Consider the following 24128-nt stretch of genomic DNA (forward strand, 5'->3'; position numbering starts at 1 on the left):
AAACTTTATTACTCCATCATTTAATTTAGTGTACAAACTTTATTGTTCCTAAACAAGCACACTGGCGATGGCACTGGCTAAGTTTATTCATTTAGAACATTTTCAGTCAGTAGAAAGAATGACTTCGTCACAAATGATAAAGATTATAAGTGATTGATGTTTTAATTATTTAAATGAGGGGTTTGCAATGAATCAGACAAAAGTAAAAAGCATTCTATTGGCAGCAGGAGCGATGAATGTTGGTGCTGTTTTACTGTTTTCACGCTTTTTTACGAATAGTGCCATTAACGAAGCCGATCCCGTAGTAATGTCCAACTTTGGACTGATTATGATCGTCGTTTGGGGTTTTGCGTACCTTGGGGCTGCAACAATCAATGCGAACATCAAATATCTTGCTGGTGCTTTCTTTATTGAAAAGTTGGTTTATGTGGTTGTTTGGGTGAATTGGCTTTCCAATAATACGCTATCACCAGTATATGAAGCGGATACGATGGCTGGCGTGTTTTACACAATTTATGGCGTAAATGATTTTATATTTATGATCTTGTTTTTCATGATATTTAAGTCCAAATTTGATATGAAAAACAACGGTTGAATATCAAACATTGAGACTTACAACTTAATGTTATCTTACAGAAAAATGGCGAGTCATATGACTCGCCATTTTTGTATCTAACATCTAATTGAGAAAATTAGACTATATCGATAGCTTTTCGTGCTCAATCGAGTCTTTTAGCTCTTATTTACGTAGGGTTTTTCTTTGAAAACTTGATCTGTTGAATCACCAAACCAGCAATGATTAGCAGTAAGCCAAACAGTGTCGCAGGGTGAATCTCTTCACCTATGATGGTTGAAAGTAGCATCAACGAGATAAACGGTGAGGCAAAAATTAGGTTGCTGATACGTGCCGTATTGTTGGTTAGCTTGAGTGCTGATAGCCACAAGACAAAGGTAATGCCCATCTCGAACAGGCCAACATAAGTCACGGCCATCCAACCTTTCGCTGTGATTTGGCTAAAACTCTCGCCTTCGTAAACGGTTAAACCAATTGCGAATGGCAATGCCACTAAGAACCCAAGCAGTACACCCACCACAGGGTCTGCCTTGTTTTTGGTATTGAGAATCCAGTAGCCTGCCCAAAGCAATGTCGAAAGCAGCGCAAGTGCCACACCAAGTGGGCTATCGAACTGCATGCCTAATACATCACCTTTGGTGGCAATGACTACCACTCCCGCATAGCTGAAGGTACACGCAATCCAATCTTGTTTACGAATCTTTTGTCCCAGAAAAACCGCTGCCATTAGAGTCAGCGTGATCGCCCAACTGTAGTTGATGGCTTGCGCTTGAGAAGCTGGCAGTAGGTCGTAGGCTTTGAATAGAATCAGGTAGTAGGCTAGAGGATTCACTAAACCGAGCAGTAAGTAATACCAAGGGTTTGAAAGAAACGTGGTACTCAGTTGAGAAAGCTTACCTTGAAACGCGCAAACGGCGATCAGCGCAATCGACGACACAATACTGGCGATGGTCAGCATTTGAATCGGTGAAAACTCAGCAAGGGTCAGCTTAAAAGCAGTAGCGACTGTTGACCACAGCAATACCGCAGCAAGGCCAAAGCCCAAGGCACGACGTTCGTTCATAGCAACTCATTCTAATTTGATGGGACAGAATACGGAGCGCCTAGTCTATCTGTCGAATTTTAATACGGCAAACTGGACATTTATCCAGTATCAAAATACCATTTAATGAGTTATTTCCAATTAGGCTAAATCATTATTATGCAATGGATTATCGAACATCAGGCAACGCTTATTGCTGCTATTTCCGGCGCGCTCGTCAGCGGCGGTGTGGTGGGCTGGTGGATCAAACTGAAGTTCTCTTTTCAGCAGCGACTTCTTGAACAGCAACTAGAGTCCGACCGTTTGCTGCATGAGTCACAACAATCTCAGCTCAAATCCTCACTCGTAGAGGCGCAACAAGAGCTCAATGAGCTGGATGATGATCGAGATAAAGCGGCATTTGAGCTTAAGCAGGCACATGGCAAGGTGATGGCTGCGATGGAGAAGCTGCGCTATTTTGAAGCCGTGAAGCAAGAACGTCAGCAGTATGCCGATGATATCAATGTTCTTAAGGAGCATAAGTCTGAGTTGGAGGCAGAGCTTCGCGAGCAAGAAGCTAGGCACGACCAAGAAAACCTCGCTAACAGTGAAAAACTGCAGCTGTTAGAGCAGGCAGAGTCCCGATTGAAGCAGCAGTTCGAACTGTTAGCGAATCAACTGTTTGAGAGCAAAACCGCTAAGGTCGATCAACAAAACAAGCAAAGCTTAGAGGGTTTGTTGTCGCCGCTGAAAGAGCAACTAGAAGGCTTCAAGAAACAAGTGAACGACAGCTTTAGCCAAGAAGCCAAAGAGCGTCACACCTTAGTACATGAGCTTAAAAACCTGCAACGTCTTAATGAGAGCATGACTCGTGAAGCGGTGAACCTGACTCAGGCGTTAAAGGGTGATAATAAGCAACAAGGTAACTGGGGCGAGGTGGTGCTGGCTCGCGTGTTGGCGGATTCAGGCTTACGAGAAGGCCATGAATATCAAACGCAGGTGAACCTGCAAAACGATGCCGGCAAGCGTTACCAACCCGATGTGATCGTGCATTTGCCACAAGATAAGCAGGTGGTGGTCGATTCGAAAATGGCTTTGGTGGCGTTTGAGCGTTACTTCAATGCTGAAACTGATCAACAACGTGATGCTGCATTACGTGATCACTTGGCTTCATTGCGCGCGCACATTAAAGGCTTGAGCCAGAAGGATTATCATCAACTCAAAGGCATACAGAGCCTTGATTATGTGTTGATGTTTATTCCGGTAGAACCTGCGTTTCAGGTGGCGATTCAAGCCGACCCTAGCTTGGTTAAAGATGCGATGGAGCAAAACATTATCTTGGTTAGCCCAACCACCTTGCTGGTGGCACTGCGTACCATTGATAACTTGTGGCGCAACGATAGACAGAACCAGAATGCACAAATCATTGCAGAGCGGGCGAGCAAACTTTACGACAAGCTGCGCTTGTTTGTTGATGATATGGAAGGTCTTGGTAGCTCATTAGACAGAGCCAACCAAAGCTACCAAGGTGCCATGAATAAGCTGGTGACTGGTCGTGGTAATGTGATTCGTCAGGCCGAAAGCTTTAAGCAATTGGGTGTCGAGGTGAAGAAACCTATCTCGGTTGGCTTGGCGGAAATCGCTCAAAATGAGGCTTTTTCAGAAAATGCCTCCTTAGTAGAAAGACAACCCGCTGAGGATAAAGTAAACTAATCGGCCGCAGCGCCTCTAAAGAGAGAGTGTACTGTCGATGAGAACTTACCATGGTAGATAACAGCATTATGGACACAAGCGTGCAGACAAATTCAGCAGTAGAGTCAGAAACCACACACTTTGGTTTCGAAACAGTCGCGAAAGACCAAAAAGTCGCGAAAGTAGCAGAGGTATTTCACTCTGTAGCCGCTAAATACGACATCATGAATGACTTAATGTCGGGTGGTGTTCACCGCTTGTGGAAGCGATTCACGATTGATTGCAGTGGCGTTCGCCCTGGTCAACGTATCCTCGATCTTGGTGGTGGTACTGGCGACCTGACTGCGAAATTCTCGCGTATCGTTGGTGAAAAAGGCCACGTGGTTCTTGCTGATATCAACAACTCAATGCTGAATGTTGGCCGCGATAAACTGCGTGATAGCGGTATTGTTGGCAACGTACATTACGTTCAAGCCAATGCTGAAGAGCTGCCTTTCCCAGATAACTACTTCGATTGCATTACCATCAGCTTCTGTCTGCGTAATGTTACCGACAAAGACCAAGCGCTGCGTTCAATGTACCGTGTGCTGAAGCCGGGCGGTCGTCTGTTGGTTCTTGAGTTTTCTAAGCCAGTACTTGAACCTCTATCAAAGGTTTACGATGCCTACTCTTTCCACCTGTTGCCAAAAATGGGTGAGCTGATTGCCAACGACGCAGACAGCTATCGTTACCTAGCAGAATCTATCCGCATGCACCCGAACCAAGAAACCTTGGAAGGCATGATGCAAGAAGCGGGTTTTGAAAATACAAAATACTTCAACCTAACGGGCGGCATTGTTGCGCTGCACCGTGGTTACAAGTTCTAGTCGAACTTGGTAGCAGGCTCGTAGGGCGTGCTAAAAATAAGAATAAAGACAGAACGGATAGGTTAACGCTTATCCGTTTTCAAAGGTAAGGACAGTCATGCCATTTGATCCATTGGTCACCGCGGTTATTGAAACCTCTTTAAATACTTTCGTGAACGATGATCCAGCTTTGGTTCGTCGTTTGTCTCGTTTAAAGGGGCAGATCATTCAAGTTAATTTGAAAGAGCTGAATAAAACTCTCACTTTCGTTTTTAGCCAACAAATCGATGTGTTGTCTGACTACGAAGGACAACCTGATTGCTACCTATCTTTGAACCTATCGGTACTGCCAGAACTGCGTGAGCAATCGAACATCACCAAACTGATCAAGCAAGATAAGCTGATTTTAGAGGGTGATATTCAACTGGCTCAGAAATTTGCTCAGCTAATGACAGACTGCAAGCCTGACTTGGAAGAGTGGCTATCGCGAGTGACAGGCGATGTGGTTGCTCATACCTTGGTACAAGGCGTTAAGAATGTTGGCGGTCTTGTAGCTAAGCAAGCGACTAAGCATCAAAACCATCTCGCTCAGGTATTAACTGAAGAGTGGAAAATTGCACCAGCGCCATTAGAAGTGGCACATTTTTGCGATCAGGTTGATGACGTAAAAAGCTCAGCTGCACGTCTTGAAGCTAAATTGAACGCTCTGTTGGAGAAAGCATGACCCCAACAGAACTGAAACGTCTTTATCATATTATCAAGGTACAGTTGGAATACGGCCTTGATGAATTGATGCCTGAGCACCAGTTGACTAAAGCCCCTTTACTGGCGCGAAAGTCACTGTTTTGGCTCAAGAATAAGCATCAAGATAAAGAATTAGGCCACCGCTTGCGTTTAGCGTTGCAAGAATTAGGGCCTGTTTGGATTAAGTTTGGTCAGATGATGTCAACGCGTCGCGACCTATTTCCTCCTCATATCGCTGATCAGCTAGCACTATTGCAAGACCAAGTGGCGCCATTTGATGGTCAATTGGCTAAGCGAGACATGGAAAAAGCGCTCGGTGGTAGCCTAGAAAACTGGTTTACCGACTTTGATATCGAGCCATTGGCTTCTGCTTCTATCGCTCAGGTGCATACCGCAAAGCTCAAAGAGAGTGGTCGCGAGATTGTTCTGAAGGTTATTCGCCCTGATATTCGCCCGGTGATTGACGCAGATCTAAAACTGATGCACCGAATGGCGCGTATAGTCGCTAAGTCGCTTCCTGAAGCACGTCGTTTGAAACCGGTTGAAGTCGTTCACGAGTACGAAAAAACGTTACTTGATGAACTAGACCTGCGCCGAGAGGCGGCCAATGCGATTCAACTACGACGTAATTTTGAAGGCAGTGAAGAGCTGTATGTTCCAGAGGTTATCCCTGATCTAAGCAGCGAAACCCTGATGGTGTCAGAGCGTATCTACGGTATTCAAGTATCCGATATTGAAACGCTAGAAGCCAACGGCACCAACATGAAATTGCTCGCGGAACGTGGCGTGACGGTATTCTTCACCCAAGTATTCCGAGACAGCTTTTTCCATGCAGACATGCACCCGGGCAACGTATTCGTTAACCCAGAGAATCCAGATAACCCTCAGTGGATTGGTTTGGATTGTGGCATTGTCGGCACGCTCAACAGTGAAGATAAGCGCTATTTAGCAGAGAACCTGTTGGCTTTCTTTAATCGAGATTATCGTAAAGTCGCCGAGCTGCACGTTGATTCGGGTTGGGTGCCACATGACACCAACGTCAACGATTTCGAATTCGCGATTCGTATGGTGTGTGAGCCGATTTTTGCAAAACCACTTGGCGAGATCTCATTTGGCCATGTGTTGCTAAACTTATTTAATACAGCAAGACGTTTCAACATGGAGGTTCAACCTCAGTTGGTGCTTCTTCAGAAGACCTTGTTGTATGTGGAAGGCCTAGGCCGCCAGTTGTATCCGCAACTTGATTTGTGGGCAACGGCTAAGCCTTTCCTTGAAACCTGGATGATGAATCAGGTGGGGCCACAAGCTGTGATTAACGCAGTAAAAGAGCGTGCGCCATTCTGGGCAGAAAAACTGCCAGAGCTGCCAGAGCTACTTTATGACAGCTTGCGTCAGGGTAAAGCCATGAACCACAGAATGGATCAGCTTTATCAAGGCTATAGAGATAGTAAGCGTCAGCAAGCAACTGGAAAGTTTTTGTTTGGCGTTGGAGCTACTTTAGTCGTATGCTCCGCAATATTAGTTTCAAGCCCTTATGAGCAGCTATCTATGGGCTGTGGCATCGCAGGTGTCACATTTTGGCTGCTAAGTTGGCGAGCTTACCGTCGTTAGACAGTAGACTCTTTTAAAATTTATGTGTAGATAGCCTGAGGAAGATATTATGATTGGTTGGCAACAGCTACTTATCATCGCCGTTATTGTGATTTTATTATTTGGTACAAAGAAATTACGTGGTGTTGGTGGTGATTTGGGTTCAGCGGTTAAAGGCTTCAAAAAAGCAATGAGCGATGAAGATAAGCCTGCAGATAAGAAAGACGCAGACTTTGAACCAAAGAATATTGAACAGCAAAAGACAGAAGCTAGTGCTGAAACAACTGCTGAAGCAAAGAAAGACAAAGAGCAGGTATAAAAAGTGTTTGATATCGGTTTTTGGGAACTGGTATTAATATCTGTCGTTGGGTTAGTGGTGTTAGGGCCTGAGCGTTTGCCCGTTGCAATTCGCAGTATCTCCCAGTTTGTTGGGCAAGCGAAAAGCATGGCAAACAGTGTGAAAGATGAACTTTCTCATGAGCTTAAGGTGCAAGAGCTGCAAGAAAACCTACGCAAGGCGGAAAAAATGGGTATGGAAGATTTATCTCCAGACCTAAAAGCATCAGTCGATGAACTCAAGCAGGCCGCTGCTGAGGTTCAACGTCCGTACGCTAAGCCTGAGTCTGATAAGCCAAGTGAGACTAAACCTAGTGTCACGGAAACTGTTGAATCTGAAACCATTCAGGTCAACAGCGAAGCTTCAGCGCCGTCAGATAAGAAAGCCGAATAGTTTCGCAAGGAGGAGTCGCCGGATACTTGAGTCGTTAGATGTTTAAGTCGATAGCTATTCAAGTAGATAGATACACGCGCGGCTCCTTTCTATATTTCCTCATAAGAGTTTTGACATGTCCTCGACAGAGCAATCACAACCTTTAATCAGTCATTTACTAGAATTAAGAAACCGCTTGCTGAGAGTGATTCTAGCTGTTCTAGTTGTTTTTGTTGGCTTAATTTATTTTTCTAATGATATTTATGAATTCGTATCAGCACCTTTGGTAGATCGCCTACCGGAAGGGGCGACGATGATCGCAACCGATGTTGCGTCGCCATTTTTTACCCCGATGAAGTTAACCTTAATCGCGTCTATTTTTGTCGCGGTGCCGTTTATTTTGTATCAGGTATGGGCTTTTGTCGCTCCGGGCCTATACAAGCACGAGAAGCGTTTGATCATGCCGTTATTGGCTTCAAGTTCATTGCTGTTTTATTGTGGTGTGGCGTTCGCTTACTTCATTGTATTCCCGTTGGTGTTTGGCTTTTTTACTGCAATATCATTGGGAGGGGTCGAGTTTGCGACTGACATATCGAGCTATCTTGATTTCGTATTGGCATTATTCTTTGCGTTTGGCGTTGCCTTTGAAGTGCCAGTCGCCATTATCTTGCTGTGTTGGACTGGGGCTACGACTCCTCAAAGTTTGGCAGAAAAAAGAGCATATATAGTTGTTGCTGCTTTTGTCATAGGTATGCTTTTGACTCCTCCAGATATGATTTCACAAACCCTATTAGCAATTCCGATGTGTCTATTGTTTGAAGTCGGATTGTTTTTTGCGAAGTTTTATACAAGGAAGGATGAGGAAGATGGGGATTAGCATATGGCAGGCTTTAATAGTTCTTTTGATCGTGATTCCCCCCTTTATCCCTATTATTATTGCTCATAAAAAAAAGCATGCATATAGAGTTGCAATAACCATCTTGTCAGTCGTTGGTCTATTCATATTTTTATGTTGGGTTGCTGCTCTTATTTGGTGTTTTATAGAACCGGCAAGAAAGCAATACCCTATCTCCGATGAGCTTGAGAAATTATACGAGCTGAAGCAGAAAGGTGTCATAACTGATGATGAGTTCATAATGAAGAAAAAAGAACTTCTTCAGACATAATAAAAAAGCGGCCCGAGGCCGCTTTTTTATTATGTCGATTTTATCGAACCTTTAACTGATAGCCACAGTTCTGACATATATAGAGCTCTTTGATGCCCAAAATTTTATGCCATAGGGTTCGATGTTGACGTTGTAAGTGAATAGTGTGATTACACATAATCATCTCAATTTGACTTTTATTTATTATAATCGTCAATATTAAACAATGTACCTATGCATTTCAATGAATAACTCTAAAGTATTGTGTGAAGTAAGGTCTTATATATTAAAGAGGGTGCTAGCATTTTTTGAAGTTGTGGTGTCGACCTCTTCAAGGCTAATCCCGCGCAATTCAGCGATGCGTTTTGCTACCAATTCCGTGTAGGCTGGCTCATTACGTTTACCGCGATTCGGTGTTGGTGCCAAGTATGGGCAATCTGTCTCTAGAATGACGTAATTCATATCAAGGTGTGGAATCACTTTGTCCATTCCTGAGTTCTTAAAGGTCGATACACCGCCTAAACCTAAGTGAAAGCCTAGCTCGTTGATTGCCTGGGCTTCCTCTAAGCTGCTGCCAAAGCAGTGGAATACGCCACGTAAGCTGCCATCTTGTTCTTGGCGAAGCAGGGCAAGTGTCTCTTCAATGGAATCACGCGTGTGGATCACGACAGGTAGGTCTAGATCTTTTGCCCACTGCAGTTGAGTCACGAAAGCCATCTCTTGTTCAGCCTTGAAGGTTTTATCCCAGTACAAGTCGATACCAATCTCACCCACGGCGATAAAGTCATGTTTATCAAACCAAGCTCGAATGGTTTTGAGGGTTTGCTCGATATTCGCATCCACATAACAAGGGTGTAAGCCCATCATTGAACGACACACATCAGGAAACTGAGCTTCCGTCGCTAACATGGGCTCGATAGATTCTAAATCGATGTTCGGCAATAGAATGGTATCAATACCTTGAGCCAGTGCGCGTTGCACGACTTGTTCACGGTCTTCATCGAATTCGCTCGCGTAAATATGAGCATGGGTGTCGATCATTATTTTGTCCTGAAAGCAGTCTTTACTGAGTTGTCATGAGTATACGGCAGTGTGAGGAGAAGGTCATTTTTTGCCATTTATCCCTGTTTTTGAGTGGGTTTTATATTTTACTGCTAGCGTCCTGAGCCATCAGTGATATGCTTTTGCCTGTATTTAGCACTTTTCATATCTAAGCATTTCGGTGCTTAGACTAGGCAAGGAGAATCTAGTGTCTGTTTCAATTCAAGGTCAATTCCCAGGTCGCCGTATGCGCCGTATGCGTAAACACGACTTTAGCCGTCGCCTAATGGCAGAAAATCAATTGTCTGTGGATGACCTCATCTACCCAATGTTTATCCTGATGGGTAAAGACCGCCGCGAGCCTGTCGAGTCAATGCCGGGTGTTGAACGCTTGTCGATCGATCTGATGCTTGAAGAAGCGGATTACCTGTCAAAATTGGGTGTTCCGGCGATTGCTCTGTTTCCGGTCGTGAACCAAGATGCTAAAAGCTTATGCGCGGCTGAAGCTCATAATTCAGAAGGTTTAGTGCAGCGTGCGGTACGTTCATTAAAAGAGCACGTGCCAAATATGGGTGTGATTACTGATGTTGCACTGGACCCATTTACTACTCACGGGCAGGACGGCATCATCGATGAAGATGGTTACGTGATGAATGATGAAACGACTGAAGTGTTGATTCAGCAGGCGTTATCGCATGCTGAAGCCGGTGCAGATGTGGTTGCTCCGTCGGATATGATGGATGGTCGTATTGGTAAGATCCGCGAAGCGTTAGAGGAAGCGGGTTATATTCATACTCAGATTATGGCGTACTCTGCGAAATACGCATCGTGTTATTACGGCCCATTTCGTGATGCAGTCGGCAGTGCTTCGAACCTGAAAGGTGGTAATAAGAAGAACTACCAGATGGATCCTGCCAACAGCGATGAAGCGATTCACGAAGTGGCAATGGATCTTAATGAAGGTGCGGATATGGTGATGGTTAAGCCAGGCATGCCTTACTTAGACATCGTGCGTCGTGTGAAACATGAACTTCAAGCACCAACGTATGCTTATCAAGTGTCTGGTGAGTATGCGATGCACAAAGCAGCAATTCAAAACGGTTGGCTGAAAGAACGCGACACCGTTATGGAATTACTGCTGTGCTTTAAGCGTGCTGGTGCTGATGGCATTCTGACTTACTTCGCTAAAGATGTTGCAGAGTGGCTTGCTGAAGACAATGCACAAGCAGCCAAGCACTTAAAAGAAAAGTAACAACTTAACGTTAACTTAAGTGATATTCAGTAAAAGGGTTGGCCATTGTGTCAGCCCTTTCGCTTATGAGGATGGAAGAAGATGTCAGTCATAGTACGTGAAGGTTCACTGGGAGAGGTTGTGTCTGTTGTCGAGCAGATCTCTGAATTTGCTAGAAAAGAGAGTGTCGCTTCACTGGCAGCTCGGCTTGAAGGGAAAAAGAGCCTGATCTTAGTGGCTGAAGAGGCGAACGTGTTACTCGGCTTTAAAATTGGTTATGAGCTTAACTCAAATACTTTCTATAGTTGGTTTGGTGGTGTGTCACCGCTTGCAAGAAATAAGGGGGTCGCACAGGCTCAATTAGATGTTCAGGAGCAGTGGGCACAAGAGCGGGGTTATGAGCAGCTGAAAGTAAAATCTCGTAACCAGTTTCCTGCGATGCTGTGTTTACTATTGAAAAATGGATATCGAATTGAAAAATTGGAAGAAAAAGAAGAGATTAATGAAAATCGAATCCATTTCGTGAAGCAATTATCAGCTTAATGATTTGCTTTATCGGGGTGATAAATCATTTAAAATGAATTTAATGAGATTTATTATCATTTAGTTGTTGACTATTAAATGAGAATCATTATTATTAACCCTGTCTTAGGGAATGAGGAAATGTTCACAAGGATGTTAAGTACTCAAGTATCAACTTGGTTACCCAACAGAATTCTCGCGAACTTGTACTAAGTTCTTTTTGACACGACATTGCTCACATTGCTTCCAGTGTAATTTATAGCTTTTAGGTAAAGCTGTGGTATTCAATTTGAATGGCTTTACCAGTTTTTGCTAGGCGACATCTTCGGGTGTCGCTTTTTTTATACCTCCAATTCAACAATATGCATATTTAGTGGCACGTTTTTTTATGAATAAAACGCCATCAGCATTCTTTTCCACAATGCAGGATCGTAAAAAGATCGTTGATCATATGTTCGATCTGTAAAATTATTCTTTATTTTCAGTGTATTGCTGGTGTTTTTTGATTTGTTAACCTTACTTCTCAACAGGGTGGATAAATAATATAAACAGAGTTATCCACAGAACGCTTGCGTCTAAGAACAAAAAATAACAACAAATCGATTATAACGAATACAACCGAGTGAATGGATACAGATCGACAACATGGAATCCAACCAACAGACGTGGCATTCTTAACAGATAATTTCTGTACTTACTGGATTCACAAATATTATGGCTCGTATTCCTGATAATCCATTGATTCTGATCGATGGCTCTTCTTACCTATATCGCGCGTTCCATGCTTACCCTGGCACCATGAGCAATGGTGATATCCCAACGAACGCTGTTTATGGTGTAGTTAACATGCTACGCAGCATGATGCGTCAATTTGCTTCTGATCGTATTGCGGTTATTTTTGATGCGAAAGGGAAAACGTTCCGTGATGACATGTACCCAGAGTACAAAGCAAACCGCCCACCTATGCCTGACGATCTTCGTTGCCAGATAGAACCATTGCACAATGTGATTCGTGCGATGGGTTTGCCACTTATCTCTATTCCTGGCGTTGAAGCAGATGACGTGATTGGTACGCTTGCTTCTCAAGCTTCTGCGATGGGGATGCCTGTACTTATCAGTACTGGTGATAAAGATATGGCGCAGTTAGTTGATGACAACGTTACTCTGATCAACACCATGACCAACGTGGTAATGGATCGCGAAGGTGTGATTGAGAAGTTTGGTATCCCGCCAGAACTGATCATCGATTATTTGGCACTGATGGGTGATAAAGTCGATAACATCCCTGGTGTTCCGGGTGTGGGTGACAAGACAGCGACGGCTTTGCTACAAGGCATTGGTAGTATCGAAAAGTTGTATCAGAATCTTGATGATATTGCGGCGCTTGGTTTCCGTGGTTCGAAGACGATGGCTAAGAAGCTGGCTGATAATAAAGCCAATGCTGACATGTCTTACGAGCTTGCAACAATCAAGCTAGATGTTGAGCTTGAAGAGACACCAGAATCATTGGTAAAAGCTCAACCCAATATCGATGAGTTGATCAAGCTATACGGTCAATTGGTTTTCAAATCTTGGCTGAACGAGCTCCTTGAAGGTGGCAGCGGAGTGGTTGAGGCAGATGAGAAATCTTCCGCAGCGGGAGCTGGATCAGTACGTAGCAGCGCTTCTACTGTAGAGATGAATACGTCTGCCGTGACGATTGATCGTAGCAACTACGAAACGATTCTAGATGAAGCGTCATTCAATGTTTGGTTAGAAAAGCTTAAAGCAGCTGAATTGTTTGCTTTTGATACTGAGACAGACAGCCTTGATTACATGGTGGCGAACCTGGTCGGTCTATCATTTGCGACGGACGAGGGCGTTGCCGCTTACGTACCGGTTGCTCATGATTACCTAGATGCACCGCAACAGCTGGATCGTGATTGGGTACTTGAACAACTGAAACCGATTCTTGAAGATGATGCTCAAGCTAAAGTGGGTCAAAACCTGAAGTACGATATGAGTGTGCTAGCGCGCTACGGTATCGAGATGAAAGGCATCAAACACGATACCATGCTGGCGTCTTACGTTTTCAACAGCGTAGGTGGCAAGCATGATATGGACAGCCTAGCGCTGCGTTTCCTTCAGCACAGCTGCATCTCATTTGAGCAAATCGCAGGTAAAGGTAAGAAACAGCTTACTTTCAACCAGATAGAACTGGGTGAGGCGTCTCCATACGCTGCAGAAGATGCTGATGTGACATTACGTCTTCATAACCGCCTGATGGAAAACATTGAGCAAGATGAAAAGCTAAAAACCATCTATGAAGAAATCGAAGTACCACTGATTCCTGTGATGTCTCGCATTGAACGCACAGGTGTATTCATTGATGACATGTTGTTAGGGGCTCAATCGCAAGAGATTGCGGTTCGTCTGGATGAGCTAGAGCAGAAAGCTTACGAGATAGCAGAGCAAGAGTTCAATATGAACTCGCCAAAACAACTGCAAGCGATCCTGTTTGAGAAAATGGGTCTGCCAGTTATCAAGAAAACGCCATCAGGTGCACCTTCAACCAACGAAGAAGTGCTTCAAGAGCTGGCGCTTGATTACCCGCTACCTAAGCTGATCATTGAGTATCGTGGCCTTGCGAAACTGAAGTCTACTTACACGGATAAACTGCCGAAGATGATCAACGCTGAAACGGGTCGCGTTCATACTTCTTACCACCAAGCGGTAACGGCAACCGGTCGTTTGTCTTCGACTGATCCAAACCTACAAAATATCCCAATTCGTAATGAAGAAGGTCGTCGTATCCGCCAAGCATTCGTTGCACAGCATGGTTGGAAGATTCTAGCGGTCGATTACTCTCAAATTGAATTGCGTATCATGGCGCACCTATCGGGTGATAAAGCGCTGCTGGAAGCATTCCAACAAGGCAAAGATATCCACGCGGCAACGGCTGCTGAGATCATTGGTGTTGATATTGATAGTGTGACCACTGAGCAGCGTCGTCGTGCTAAAGCGGTTAACTTTGGTCTTATCTACGGCATGAGTGCTTTTGGTTTGGCTAAGCAGCTAGGTATTCCTCGTGGCGAAGCACAACACTACATGGATACTTACTTTGAGCGTTACCCAGGTGTGATGCAGTATATGGAAGACACACGCAGCGCGGCTTCAGAGCAAGGCTTTGTTGAAACCATTTACGGTCGTCGTCTGCACCTTCCTGAGATTCAATCTCGAAATGGCATGCGTCGTAAGGCTGCTGAACGTGCGGCAATCAACGCGCCAATGCAGGGCACAGCAGCAGATATCATTAAGAAAGCGATGCTGTTGGTTGATGAATGGATTCAAGCGGAAGGCGATGGTCGTGTGAAACTGCTTATGCAAGTACACGATGAATTGGTCTTCGAAGTGGAAGAGTCAGCTTTAGCCGAAATTGAAAGTAAAGTACAAGAATTGATGGAATCCGCCGCAGAGCTAGAAGTACCGCTTGTCGCGGAAGCTGGCCACGGTGACAACTGGGATCAAGCCCACTAATCAGTTTTTGACCTTATTGAGTAAATTAGTATGAGCCAGTGCACAAACACTGGCTTTTTTTTGTCTCGAATAAAGTTAAGTCATAAGAAGATTTTGGGTGTTTTAATAAAACGTTCATGAAAAAAAACTACAAAAATGGTTTTCATTTCTGAGCAATTGTTGTACATTAAATCTTGTAGGGTACAGAGGTAAGATGTTCTATCTTTCAGACCTTTTGTTTCACGTTATTGGATTAGGCTGATTCAGCCGCCCCAGTCAGTATTTGACTGGGGCGTTTTTTCTTGTGCGAAAGAAAAATATCTCCAACCTACTATTCCCCCGTAAAATCTCCCATTTTTAGTGCCTTTTGTTACGTTTCCCCCAAGCAGCGTGATAAACACTTGATTGCCTTAGATCTGGAATTCAATCAGCAATTGGTAATTTTAATCCGTCTCTAAGTGCATTGTTTTATTCTTGAAAATAACTTTTATTTTACAAGTAACTCATAATACATTGATCGCTTACGTCTTATTTATCAGGACATTGAGTGGGTGAATGCTCAATGTAGTCCATGATTTCCTGTTGTTTCTCGGTGCTGTATTTCAGAGCTTCGGCCGTGATCTGGATAGATTGCGCCATAGAAGAGATATTGTTGGTCGCTTTCACCAAGGTTTGCTGCATGGGTTTTAGGATGAGTAGGTAGATAGCAGTCAAAGCGATAACAATGACAGCGATAACGGCTGCTAACGCAATGATGATCTTGGTCTGAATGTCATCCAACAGCATTTGACTGGTCTTTTTAAAGGCGAGTCGAGATTGGTCTAAGGCTTGTGGGAGTTGATTGAGTGATGTCTTGGTAGAGCTCGCAAGCTTGCTGATGCTTTCAACGGTTTGGTTCAGAGCTTGTTGTTGGTCTTCACTAAGGTTGGGGTTGTTGACGATCGCCTGCAAAGATTGCGATATCACCTCAAGAGACTCACTCGCATCTTGAGCGTATTTTTCCATACCATCTAAGTCTAAGGTCATATCAACATTGATCAGTGGGGCTTGTTCTTGTTCTGCTTCAGAGGCGAACCCTGTCAATGAGACCAGCATGAGTGCAATGATGGCCAACGGTGTTTTCCACATGAGTATTCCTTTCTCATTGTTCTGTTTATTTAGATGTGTCTTTTAGTATGGTTCACTTCTCTCGTTTTTAACTGATTAATCTTGTCTTTAATTCTCAAGACTTAGGTTTAACTCACTAATTTTTGGGCAAAAAAATACCCGACCTATATAAGGAAGGGTATTAATAAGGCTAAATCACTTGCTGTAAGTGCTTTAACTTCTAATTATAGATAAAGCTATAGATAGAAGAACTACTCTGAGTCGTTGTGCTCTTCGTCCGCTAGCTCATCAATGATTTGATCAGCAAACACTGGGGCAAACCACTCATCCATCTTGGCACGCAGTTGATCAACGCCGATACCCTTCATTGAAGAGAAGACATCAACCGCAACATCACCACCGAAAGATTTCGCATCATTACGGATTTTCAGTAGCTGTGCTTTACGCGCACCACTTTTTAGTTTGTCTGCTTTTGTTAACAAAACTTGTACTGGGATACGGCTATCGATAGCCCAGTAGATCATTTGTTGGTCAAGGTCTTTCATTGGGTGACGGATATCCATCAATACCACTAAACCTTTCAGGCTTTCACGTCGTTGTAGGTATTCGCCTAGCGACTTCTGCCATTTTTTCTTCATCTCAAGCGGGACTTGAGCAAAGCCATATCCTGGTAAATCGACGAGATGACAACCGTCCGTTACCTTAAATAGGTTAATTAGCTGAGTTCGACCGGGTGTTTTACTGGTTTTCGCCAAGCCTTTTTGGTTTGTAACGCGATTTAGCGCGCTAGATTTACCAGCATTGGAGCGTCCTGCAAACGCAATTTCGATCCCTTCGTCTTCTGGTAAATGACGAATATCAGGTGCACTGGTAATGAAATGCGTGTTTTGATAATGAATTTTTACGCTCACTGTTAACTCCATCTCGACTTTGTGTAGTCGATTGATTACTTTTTTGTGAATTTGTGTAAAATAACCGTGCTCGGCATAAGGTCGCCTATTGTACCATGAGTGGCAACATAGAGTGGTACTGGAAGCTTGATAATTATAATGGAATGTCATGAAGAAATTAGCGCTAATTTTGAGTCTTTTAGCCAGCTGCTCAGTATGGGCTCAAGGTAGTATTGAAGCTGGTAAAGCCAAATCACAAACATGTGTTGCCTGCCACGGTGCTGACGGCAACAGTCTGATCACTCAGTATCCTAAGCTGGCTGGTCAACATGAGAAGTATCTAGAGAAGCAGTTAAAAGAGCTTAAGCTAGGTATGACGAGTGGTGGTAAACAAGGTCGTTACGAGCCTGTAATGGGTGCAATGGCGATGCCTTTATCTGAAGAAGATATGGCTGACCTAGCGGCATACTACGCATCTCTCCCTATCTCTAGTAACTCTACTCCTGAAAATGTAGTAGATGAAGGTAAGGTTCTTTACACTGCGGGTAACGCAGAACGCGGCGTAACGGCTTGTATTGCTTGTCACGGCCCTCGTGGTAATGGTACCGAACTTTCTGGTTTCCCTAAGATTTCAGGTCAGCACGCAGATTACATCAAGGCTCAACTTGAGAAATTCCGCGATGGTAACCGTAATAACGACATGAATGCGATGATGCGTGATGTAGCTAAAAAGTTAACAGACGCAGATATTGATACCTTATCGAAGTACGTTGGTGGTTTACACTAATATGTCGGTTTCTTGCTCTTAGCCAGAGTAATGAAATGTACGTTCGAGCGAGATTGAAGAGACGCCCCGATCAGTAATGGTTGGGGCGTTTTCTTTTGTATTGATTTTATATATCTGGTTTGTGTTAATGCCTAATTTATCAATGCGTGTTCGAATTGTGTACAAAAGTGTGAGCTCGCACTCTTGTAGTCTTTTTGTAAAAAGGTAAAGTAGCCGCCATCAGCTAGGAGCTGACTTAGATACGGATGGTCATCTAGTCTAACGGTATAGACAGAAACGGATCAGGCTAGGACAGCCCAGCAACAAGGTGTTAGAAAAGGATAGCCAAAACTCATCAGGACGATGAACAACAAACAAATTTGGCATGGAAAGCACCAATAACAAATGGAGATTTGTGTACCAAGTTGAGTATGCAAATTTTGGCCGATATAGGCAGATTTAGAGAGCGATAGGTTTTCCTATCGCTTTTTTTATTGATTTGATGAAAAAACACCCAATACCTCTCCACTATAAACTTAGTTTCTGGTATGTTTCGCATCCCTGTTTAAGGATGTGCTATGTATACTTGTCCCTTATGCCATCACCAAGGCGTGAATCACTATTTTGAAGACAAACGCAGAGCCTATCTGCAGTGTCAGCAATGTGAACTGGTATTTGTTAAACCTGAACAAAGGTTAGAAGCAAAAGAAGAGAAAGCACACTATGATCTCCATGAGAACGATCCTAGTGATGCAGGCTATCGCCGTTTTCTATCTCGCATCGCGGATCCACTAACAGACAAAATTTCATCTAACTCACACGGGTTGGATTTTGGTTGTGGCCCAGGCCCTACGCTATCTATTATGTTAGAAGAAGCCGGACACACCATGGAGTTGTACGATATCTATTACCACCCAGAAGCTTCTGTGTTGGAAAAAACGTATGACTTTATGACTGCCACGGAGGTGATAGAGCATCTTTATCACCCAGACAAAGTGTGGCAGCAATGGTTGAATTTAGTTAAACCCAAGGGCTGGATTGGTCTTATGACTAAACTAGTAATAGACGTAGACGCGTTTGCTGGTTGGCACTACAAGAATGACCCGACACATGTCGTCTTCTTTAGTCGTCAAACATTCCAGTTTTTGGCAGAGCGGGATAAGCTCGAACTAGAATTTTTTGGAAATGATGTAATTTTACTGAGGAAAGTGCAGTAATGGGTCGTAGTAAGAAATCAAGAAAACCGGGAGCACTTGGCGCTCCGGAACCTATGGTTACTCGTAACCGTAGTGAATCTGATGTTGAAGGTCGTGAACGTAAGCGTGTTAAAAAGCGTAAAGGCCTTAAGTCTGGCAGCCGTCACTCAGATGGTAGCGAAGCAAAACAGCGTAAAGCTGCACTAGCTCGCGACCCTCGTTTAGGCAGCAAGAAAAAAATCCCGCTGATTGTTGAACCAGCGAAGAAGTCGACGAAACAAGAGCGCAAGCTATCTAACGAACAAGAGTTAGAGATGCTTGAGAATGATGCTCAACTGAACACATTGCTAGATCGTATCGAAAATGGTGAAAACCTAGGTGCTGGTCTGCAGAAGTTTGTTGATGAGAAACTTGATCGTATCGAACACCTAATGGGCCGCTTAGGTCTGCTAGAGCCAGAAGACGATGAAGAAGAGATCTTCGAAGAAGCACCGGTTGCCTCTAAGAAGAAAGCAAGCTCTGACGAAGACTTGCTATCTCAATTCGAAGATTTCGACTTAGACAGCTTTAAAGGTTAATAGCCAATGAACGTAACCTTATTAGCAATTGCTGGTGGAATTATCATTCTCGGCTTGGGCTCTTACGCAGGTTACCTTCTACTTCAAGTGAAGAAGCAGACGGAGTTGCAAAAGCAGCATCAAGCACTTGCCATTGAAAAACGTAACGCGACGATTTACGACAACGTAAATACTTTGTGCTTAGCGGGTATTCAAGGCCAGTGTGACTTACCTGAGATCAGTATCCGAGTGTGTATCATTATGGATAACGTTCAGGGTGATGAGCGTGTCGATTTTGATTCTGAGTATCCTGCTCTTTCTGAGCTGTACCATATCGTAAAAGATATGGCTCGCGGAGACGGAAGGCAGGAACTGACGAAGAAAGATCGCATGCAGCAGAATCTCACGCGCCATAAGGCAGAGACTCGCTTGAATGATGCGGTCATCGAAGATTTGAAAAGGTTGCAGGAGAAGGTTAAGCCTCTCAACAACCAAATCAACATTCAGATGATCTAGTCACTAAGACTATTTAATATAGAGGCTTGTTGAACACTCCATTTTTAAGACGTGCTGCTTTTAATACCTATGCCTTTAAGACGCTTTGTCTTAAAGGCATATTGTTTTTAAGTCGCCTTGCTTTTTAATAGACAATGTTAAATGGGCTTTCTTACCTTTTGCGTCTCGTTAATCCCGACGCTTTGTTAGTGATCAAGCTAGCAGTTCTGAGTTTTTGTCTGAAAAATTGATTTTGTCTTGGAACGACCTTACTGGTCGTGTGGCAAAATAACCCGTCTATATTTTAATGTATGTAAAATGATTTGAGAGACCTTAGGTTCTCGCGGATCTAAATTGGAAGTACCGCTATGTCGAGCAAGCCAGTAACAACGAATCAGCAAATCGTTTGGGATCAAGAAATCTTAAACAAGTACAACTATTCGGGACCTCGTTACACCTCATACCCAACTGCGTTGGAGTTTCATGAAGCGTTTACTGTCGCTGATTACGACATGGCGTGTACTCAATATCCTGATCGTCCACTCTCTCTTTACGTGCATATCCCATTTTGTCACAAGCTTTGTTACTACTGTGGTTGTAATAAAGTCATTACTCGTCACTCGCATAAAGCGGATGAGTACTTGGATGTGATTGAACATGAAATCCGCCAGCGCGCCTCTTTATTGAATGGCCGTAAAGTGACTCAACTGCACTTCGGTGGTGGTACACCAACGTTCTTGACCAAAACACAAATCACTCGTTTGATGGGCATTTTGCGTGAAGAGTTTAACTTTACCTCTGACGCTGAAATCAGTATTGAAGTTGACCCGCGTGAGATTGAGCTAGACGTACTTGACCACCTTCGAAATGAAGGCTTCAACCGTCTGAGCATTGGCGTGCAAGACTTTAATAAAGAAGTACAGAAGCTGGTTAACCGTGAGCAAGATGAAGAGTTCATTATTGCAATGGTTCAACGTGCGACAGAGCTAGGCTTCCGTTCAACTAACCTGGATTTGATCTACGGCCTACCAAAGCAGACTCAAGCTTTGTTCGCTGAAACATTGAAGCAAGTGTTAGAAATGAAGCCGGGCCGTTTATCTGTATTTAACTACGCACACATGCCGCAACTGTTTGCTGCGCAGCGTAAGATAAAAGATGAAGACCTACCTGAAGCGAAAGAGAAGATGGCTATCTTACAAGATACTATCGAGACGCTAACCGGTGCGGGTTATCAGTTCATTGGTATGGATCACTTCGCACTACCTGAAGATGAGCTAGCCGTAGCACAACGTGAAGGTATTCTGCATCGTAACTTCCAAGGTTACACTACTCAAGGTGAAGCTGACCTAATTGGCTTCGGTGTTTCTGCGATTTCTATGGTTGGTGATGCTTACGCACAAAACCAAAAAGAGCTGAAGAAGTACTACGCTCAGGTGAATGACCTGCGTCATGCACTTTGGAAAGGTGTAGCTCTAGACAGTGACGACCTTCTACGTCGAGAAGTGATCAAGCAGCTGATTTGTAACTTCAAGCTTGATAAAACAATGATCGAATCTGAGTTCTCGGTTAACTTTAATCGCTACTTCAAAGAAGACTTAGAGCTTCTACAAACCTTTATCAACGATGAGTTGGTTGAAGTCGATGACAAAGAAATCCGCGTAACTTTGCGTGGCCGTTTGCTGATCCGTAACATCTGTATGTGTTTTGATAAATACCTACGTGCCAAGGCTCGCCAACAGCAATTCTCTCGCGTCATCTAATAACTCGATAGAGAATAGAAACATAAAAAATGCCAGCATCATGCTGGCATTTTTGTATCTGACTCATTCGGTTTCTGCCTGATTTAGGTGAGGCTCTCTTTGGTGCCCTGTTTAGCCTCTGCGTTTTGTTCGACTTTGTTATTCGTTTTAAACTTGGCATTTAGCTTACTGCCGAGGTCGGTAGGCCATTGGTCAAACGGAACTGGACGGCTGTATAAGAAACCTTGAGCTAATGGGCATTGAAGCTGCTTGAGTAGTTCAGCTTGTTGTTGTGTTTCAACGCCTTCTGCCACCAAACTCACTTTGAAACCCTTGGTAATGTTGACGATGGCCGCGACGATGGAGCTGTCTAGGTTCTCTTTTTCCAATTTACTGACGAAGCTGCGATCGATCTTTAAGCAATCAAATGGCAGTTTGTGTAAGTAAGCCAGTGACGAATAGCCGGTACCAAAGTCATCAATTGCAATCGAGATGCCTAGTGCTTTTAGCGTCAGCATATTATCGATGATGGTTTGGTCATTGTCGACGATGCGTGATTCAGTGATCTCTAGCGTCAGGTTTTGGGCTGGTAATTTGGTGTCACGCAGCGTGGTTTTAACCAATTCAATGAATCCGCTTTCACTCAGTTGGTCGACAGATAAGTTAACGTGAATAGAGAAGTCTTTATTCCATTTTCCAGATTCAATCGCAATTGCGGCATCTCGACATGACTTGTGCAAAATCTGCTTACCAATGTCGTAGATCAATCCTGTTTCTTCTGCTAAAGGAATGAACTCCAAAGGTGAGATTATACCCTCGTCCGTTACCCAACGAGCCAAAGCCTCGGCACCTATGGTAGCTCCGGATTCCAGGTCGATTATAGGCTGATAGAAGGGCTCGAACTGCTGAAGCTCAATTGCCTTGTTAAGACGTGCCAGCATCTTGGTACGATATCTCGATGCTTTGCCCATTTCTGGGTTGTAAATACTGACACTGGTTTTGTCTTGCTTTGCGTTGCTCAAGGCTATACTGCTGTTGCGTAGCAGCAGTGTAATGTCGTTGACGTTCGAGACATTCACTACACCCATTGATACTTTGATCACCACGCTTTCTGATTCCATGGCAAATGGGGAGGTAAAGATTCGAAGCAAGCGGCTCGTCAGTAGCTGGACGTCATCTATTTGATTGATGTTAGGAGCGTAAATCGCAAATTCATCCCCGCCAGTTCGAGCTAACAGGAAGTTCGATGGCAGCGTACCTCTTAAACGAGCAGCCGCAATGATAAGCAGTTGGTCACCATTGTAATGGCCGAGGCTATCATTAATATCTCGAAAGCGGTCAATACCAATTAAGTAAAGTGTACCTTTTTCGTTTTCAGGGTTTTTCTTGGCTGTATCAATAAAGCCTTCACGACTATACAGTTTAGTTAATGAGTCATAGGTAAGTTGAGCCTGTAACGCCTGAAAAGAAGCCTTCAAATTGTTGGTCATTTCATTAAATGACGCAGTTAACATGCTAATTTCATAGATATTGCCCGTTTTTGGCATGCTCGTATCCCAGTCACCTTTGGCGAGGCGCTTTGCTGCCCCTGCAGTTGAAGTGATGGGTTGAGTTACGCGATTAAAGGCAATTAATCCAGCGATAATACCAATGCAACTGAGCGTTAGACCGAGTAACCAACTGTTTCTTTGGTTTTTTGGTAACTCACCAAGTAGGCTACTTTCTGGGATCGACATACCAATAATCCAAGTGATGCCGTACTCATCTTCATAAGGGGTAAGTTGATTGAAATATCGTTCGTTATCTAAATTAAAACTAAAGCGCTGCACATTTAAATCATCGATTAGATGAAACTTATCTACATAACGGGCACTTTCACGTATTACCGCGTTAGCACTCTCTGTTGCTAACAAGCGCTGGCCTTTGTTTGTTTGTCCTGTTCCCCAAGAGACCACGCTGCCTCCGCCCGAATGAGCGACTAAGCGCTGTTGCTTATCAATAATATAAACAGAGGCATCCGTTTTATCTTTGAGATCCTTGAGAAAAGCATTAAAAGTGTTGATCTTAATATCGCTGGCGAGGACACCTTTGAGCTCGTTATCACTATAGATAGGAGCAAGAGCCGATAAAGTGATCTCTTGTCGTTCATCTGCATTGGCATAAATTGATGACCATACAGCCTTGTTCTGTGTCACTACTGGAGTGTACCAAGGGCGAACTCTTGGGTCGTAAGCTGAAATCACGGTTCGAATGTCTTCGCTAATCGTGTGGCCACGATAAATGACCAGCTGGCCTTGGGTTCGGTCATCTCGGGCCATCAAAGTGTAGCCGTTGTTAACTTCTTTTCGAAAACCGACGTAGCTACCGTCTGCAGAGCCAAAACTAATCACATCTAGTTGGGGAACAGCTTGGAAATGACGAGAAAATTTATAAAGGATGTAGTCTTGAACCTGACTAAGATCTCCCTCTTTATAAAGGTTGTGATAACCGATGTTATGACTTAGTGAAAGGTTAGCGTGAAATGGCTTTTCTAAAAAATCGGCAAGGCTTTGATGAACGTTATCAGTGAGTGATGTTAGTTGGCGCGCACTAATATCACTCACCATCTCCTTGTAGCTTTGCTTTTGAGTGAAAATCATTACGCCCATAGTGAAGAGAAATATCATCACGAATGGCAGAACCACTGCGGTTCTCAAGGTAATTTGTGTTTTCAAAGACATCTTTAGCTACAGTTTGGATAGATAGTGTACTGTAATTGTACCGATACTA

At 43.8% G+C, this 24128-nt stretch carries 22 protein-coding genes; 17 read left to right on the forward strand and 5 right to left on the reverse strand.

From position 1 onward, the window contains the following. Positions 1–187: 187 nt before the first annotated feature. The gene (locus tag AB6D80_RS13720; RefSeq protein WP_371701480.1) at positions 188–595 is read left to right on the forward strand and encodes a hypothetical protein; all 408 of its coding nucleotides are present in this window, start codon (positions 188–190) and stop codon (positions 593–595) included. A 148-nt stretch (positions 596–743) separates the two neighbouring features. Here AB6D80_RS13720 and AB6D80_RS13725 read toward each other — a convergent pair whose 3' ends face one another. Beyond that, on the reverse strand, positions 744–1637 hold the full coding sequence (locus AB6D80_RS13725) for a DMT family transporter (protein WP_371701481.1): 894 nt from the start codon (positions 1635–1637) through the stop codon (positions 744–746). Positions 1638–1775: 138 nt separating this feature from the next. Between AB6D80_RS13725 and rmuC the strand changes: the two genes are divergently transcribed. From rmuC to AB6D80_RS13765, 8 genes are all read left to right on the forward strand, one after another. Next, positions 1776–3308 (forward strand): DNA recombination protein RmuC, encoded by a 1533-nt coding sequence (gene rmuC / locus AB6D80_RS13730; RefSeq protein ID WP_372188796.1) that lies wholly within the window; start codon positions 1776–1778, stop codon positions 3306–3308. A gap of 65 nt (positions 3309–3373) precedes the next feature. Next, positions 3374–4153, forward strand: a complete 780-nt coding sequence (gene ubiE / locus AB6D80_RS13735; protein ID WP_029222994.1) for a bifunctional demethylmenaquinone methyltransferase/2-methoxy-6-polyprenyl-1,4-benzoquinol methylase UbiE — start codon at positions 3374–3376, stop codon at positions 4151–4153. A 97-nt stretch (positions 4154–4250) separates the two neighbouring features. Then, on the forward strand, positions 4251–4856 hold the full coding sequence (locus AB6D80_RS13740; protein WP_017099242.1) for an SCP2 domain-containing protein: 606 nt from the start codon (positions 4251–4253) through the stop codon (positions 4854–4856). After that, positions 4853–6487, forward strand: a complete 1635-nt coding sequence (ubiB, locus tag AB6D80_RS13745) for a ubiquinone biosynthesis regulatory protein kinase UbiB (protein WP_372188797.1) — start codon at positions 4853–4855, stop codon at positions 6485–6487. Before AB6D80_RS13740 ends, ubiB begins: the two co-directional genes overlap by 4 nt. Positions 6488–6536: 49 nt before the next feature. Continuing rightward, the gene (tatA, locus tag AB6D80_RS13750; RefSeq protein ID WP_371707189.1) at positions 6537–6785 is read left to right on the forward strand and encodes a Sec-independent protein translocase subunit TatA; all 249 of its coding nucleotides are present in this window, start codon (positions 6537–6539) and stop codon (positions 6783–6785) included. A gap of 3 nt (positions 6786–6788) precedes the next feature. Then, positions 6789–7196, forward strand: a complete 408-nt coding sequence (gene tatB / locus AB6D80_RS13755; RefSeq protein ID WP_371707188.1) for a Sec-independent protein translocase protein TatB — start codon at positions 6789–6791, stop codon at positions 7194–7196. A gap of 115 nt (positions 7197–7311) precedes the next feature. Next, entirely contained in the window at positions 7312–8052 is a 741-nt protein-coding gene (gene tatC, locus AB6D80_RS13760; RefSeq protein ID WP_372188799.1) for a twin-arginine translocase subunit TatC, read from the forward strand. Continuing rightward, the gene (locus tag AB6D80_RS13765) at positions 8042–8341 is read left to right on the forward strand and encodes an SHOCT domain-containing protein (protein WP_371707186.1); all 300 of its coding nucleotides are present in this window, start codon (positions 8042–8044) and stop codon (positions 8339–8341) included. Before tatC ends, AB6D80_RS13765 begins: the two co-directional genes overlap by 11 nt. A 258-nt stretch (positions 8342–8599) precedes the next feature. Here AB6D80_RS13765 and AB6D80_RS13770 read toward each other — a convergent pair whose 3' ends face one another. After that, positions 8600–9361, reverse strand: a complete 762-nt coding sequence (locus tag AB6D80_RS13770) for a TatD family hydrolase (RefSeq protein ID WP_371709450.1) — start codon at positions 9359–9361, stop codon at positions 8600–8602. A 208-nt stretch (positions 9362–9569) separates the two neighbouring features. Here AB6D80_RS13770 and hemB point away from each other — a divergent pair, with 208 nt between their 5' ends. From hemB to polA, 3 genes are all read left to right on the forward strand, one after another. Then, positions 9570–10613 (forward strand): porphobilinogen synthase, encoded by a 1044-nt coding sequence (gene hemB, locus AB6D80_RS13775; protein WP_372100538.1) that lies wholly within the window; start codon positions 9570–9572, stop codon positions 10611–10613. Positions 10614–10694: 81 nt separating this feature from the next. Then, positions 10695–11135 (forward strand): GNAT family N-acetyltransferase, encoded by a 441-nt coding sequence (locus tag AB6D80_RS13780; protein ID WP_009848048.1) that lies wholly within the window; start codon positions 10695–10697, stop codon positions 11133–11135. Positions 11136–11828: 693 nt separating this feature from the next. Next, the gene (polA, locus tag AB6D80_RS13785) at positions 11829–14630 is read left to right on the forward strand and encodes a DNA polymerase I (protein ID WP_372188801.1); all 2802 of its coding nucleotides are present in this window, start codon (positions 11829–11831) and stop codon (positions 14628–14630) included. Positions 14631–15137: 507 nt separating this feature from the next. Here the strand turns inward: polA and AB6D80_RS13790 are convergent. Together AB6D80_RS13790 and yihA are read right to left on the reverse strand one after the other, a co-directional pair. Further along, positions 15138–15737 (reverse strand): GTP-binding protein, encoded by a 600-nt coding sequence (locus AB6D80_RS13790; RefSeq protein ID WP_371707182.1) that lies wholly within the window; start codon positions 15735–15737, stop codon positions 15138–15140. 230 nt (positions 15738–15967) lie between these two features. Beyond that, positions 15968–16627, reverse strand: coding sequence for a ribosome biogenesis GTP-binding protein YihA/YsxC (yihA, locus tag AB6D80_RS13795; protein ID WP_372188803.1), 660 nt, complete (start codon positions 16625–16627; stop codon positions 15968–15970). Positions 16628–16775: 148 nt separating this feature from the next. On the opposite strand from yihA, the gene AB6D80_RS13800 reads away from it, so the two are divergent. The 5 genes from AB6D80_RS13800 to hemN all read left to right on the forward strand — a co-directional run bounded on the left by AB6D80_RS13800 (position 16776) and on the right by hemN (position 21380). Then, positions 16776–17393: a cytochrome c gene (locus AB6D80_RS13800; RefSeq protein WP_009848044.1), complete on the forward strand. Its 618-nt coding sequence runs from the start codon at positions 16776–16778 to the stop codon at positions 17391–17393. Between the two features lie 557 nt (positions 17394–17950). Then, positions 17951–18589 carry a class I SAM-dependent methyltransferase gene (locus tag AB6D80_RS13805; RefSeq protein WP_004735576.1) on the forward strand — a complete coding sequence of 213 codons (639 nt, stop codon included), beginning with the start codon at positions 17951–17953 and terminating at the stop codon, positions 18587–18589. Beyond that, entirely contained in the window at positions 18589–19146 is a 558-nt protein-coding gene (gene yihI, locus AB6D80_RS13810; protein ID WP_004735577.1) for a Der GTPase-activating protein YihI, read from the forward strand. The genes AB6D80_RS13805 and yihI overlap by 1 nt, the downstream gene beginning before the upstream one ends. Positions 19147–19152: 6 nt before the next feature. Further along, the gene (locus tag AB6D80_RS13815; protein ID WP_372188805.1) at positions 19153–19641 is read left to right on the forward strand and encodes a DUF2489 domain-containing protein; all 489 of its coding nucleotides are present in this window, start codon (positions 19153–19155) and stop codon (positions 19639–19641) included. A gap of 347 nt (positions 19642–19988) precedes the next feature. Then, positions 19989–21380: an oxygen-independent coproporphyrinogen III oxidase gene (gene hemN, locus AB6D80_RS13820; RefSeq protein ID WP_371707180.1), complete on the forward strand. Its 1392-nt coding sequence runs from the start codon at positions 19989–19991 to the stop codon at positions 21378–21380. Positions 21381–21463: 83 nt separating this feature from the next. Here hemN and AB6D80_RS13825 read toward each other — a convergent pair whose 3' ends face one another. After that, positions 21464–24079 carry an EAL domain-containing protein gene (locus tag AB6D80_RS13825; RefSeq protein WP_372188807.1) on the reverse strand — a complete coding sequence of 872 codons (2616 nt, stop codon included), beginning with the start codon at positions 24077–24079 and terminating at the stop codon, positions 21464–21466. Positions 24080–24128 lie beyond the last annotated feature (49 nt).

Source organism: Vibrio sp. 10N.247.310.17, from assembly GCF_041466605.1.
GTDB lineage: Bacteria > Pseudomonadota > Gammaproteobacteria > Enterobacterales > Vibrionaceae > Vibrio > Vibrio tasmaniensis_A.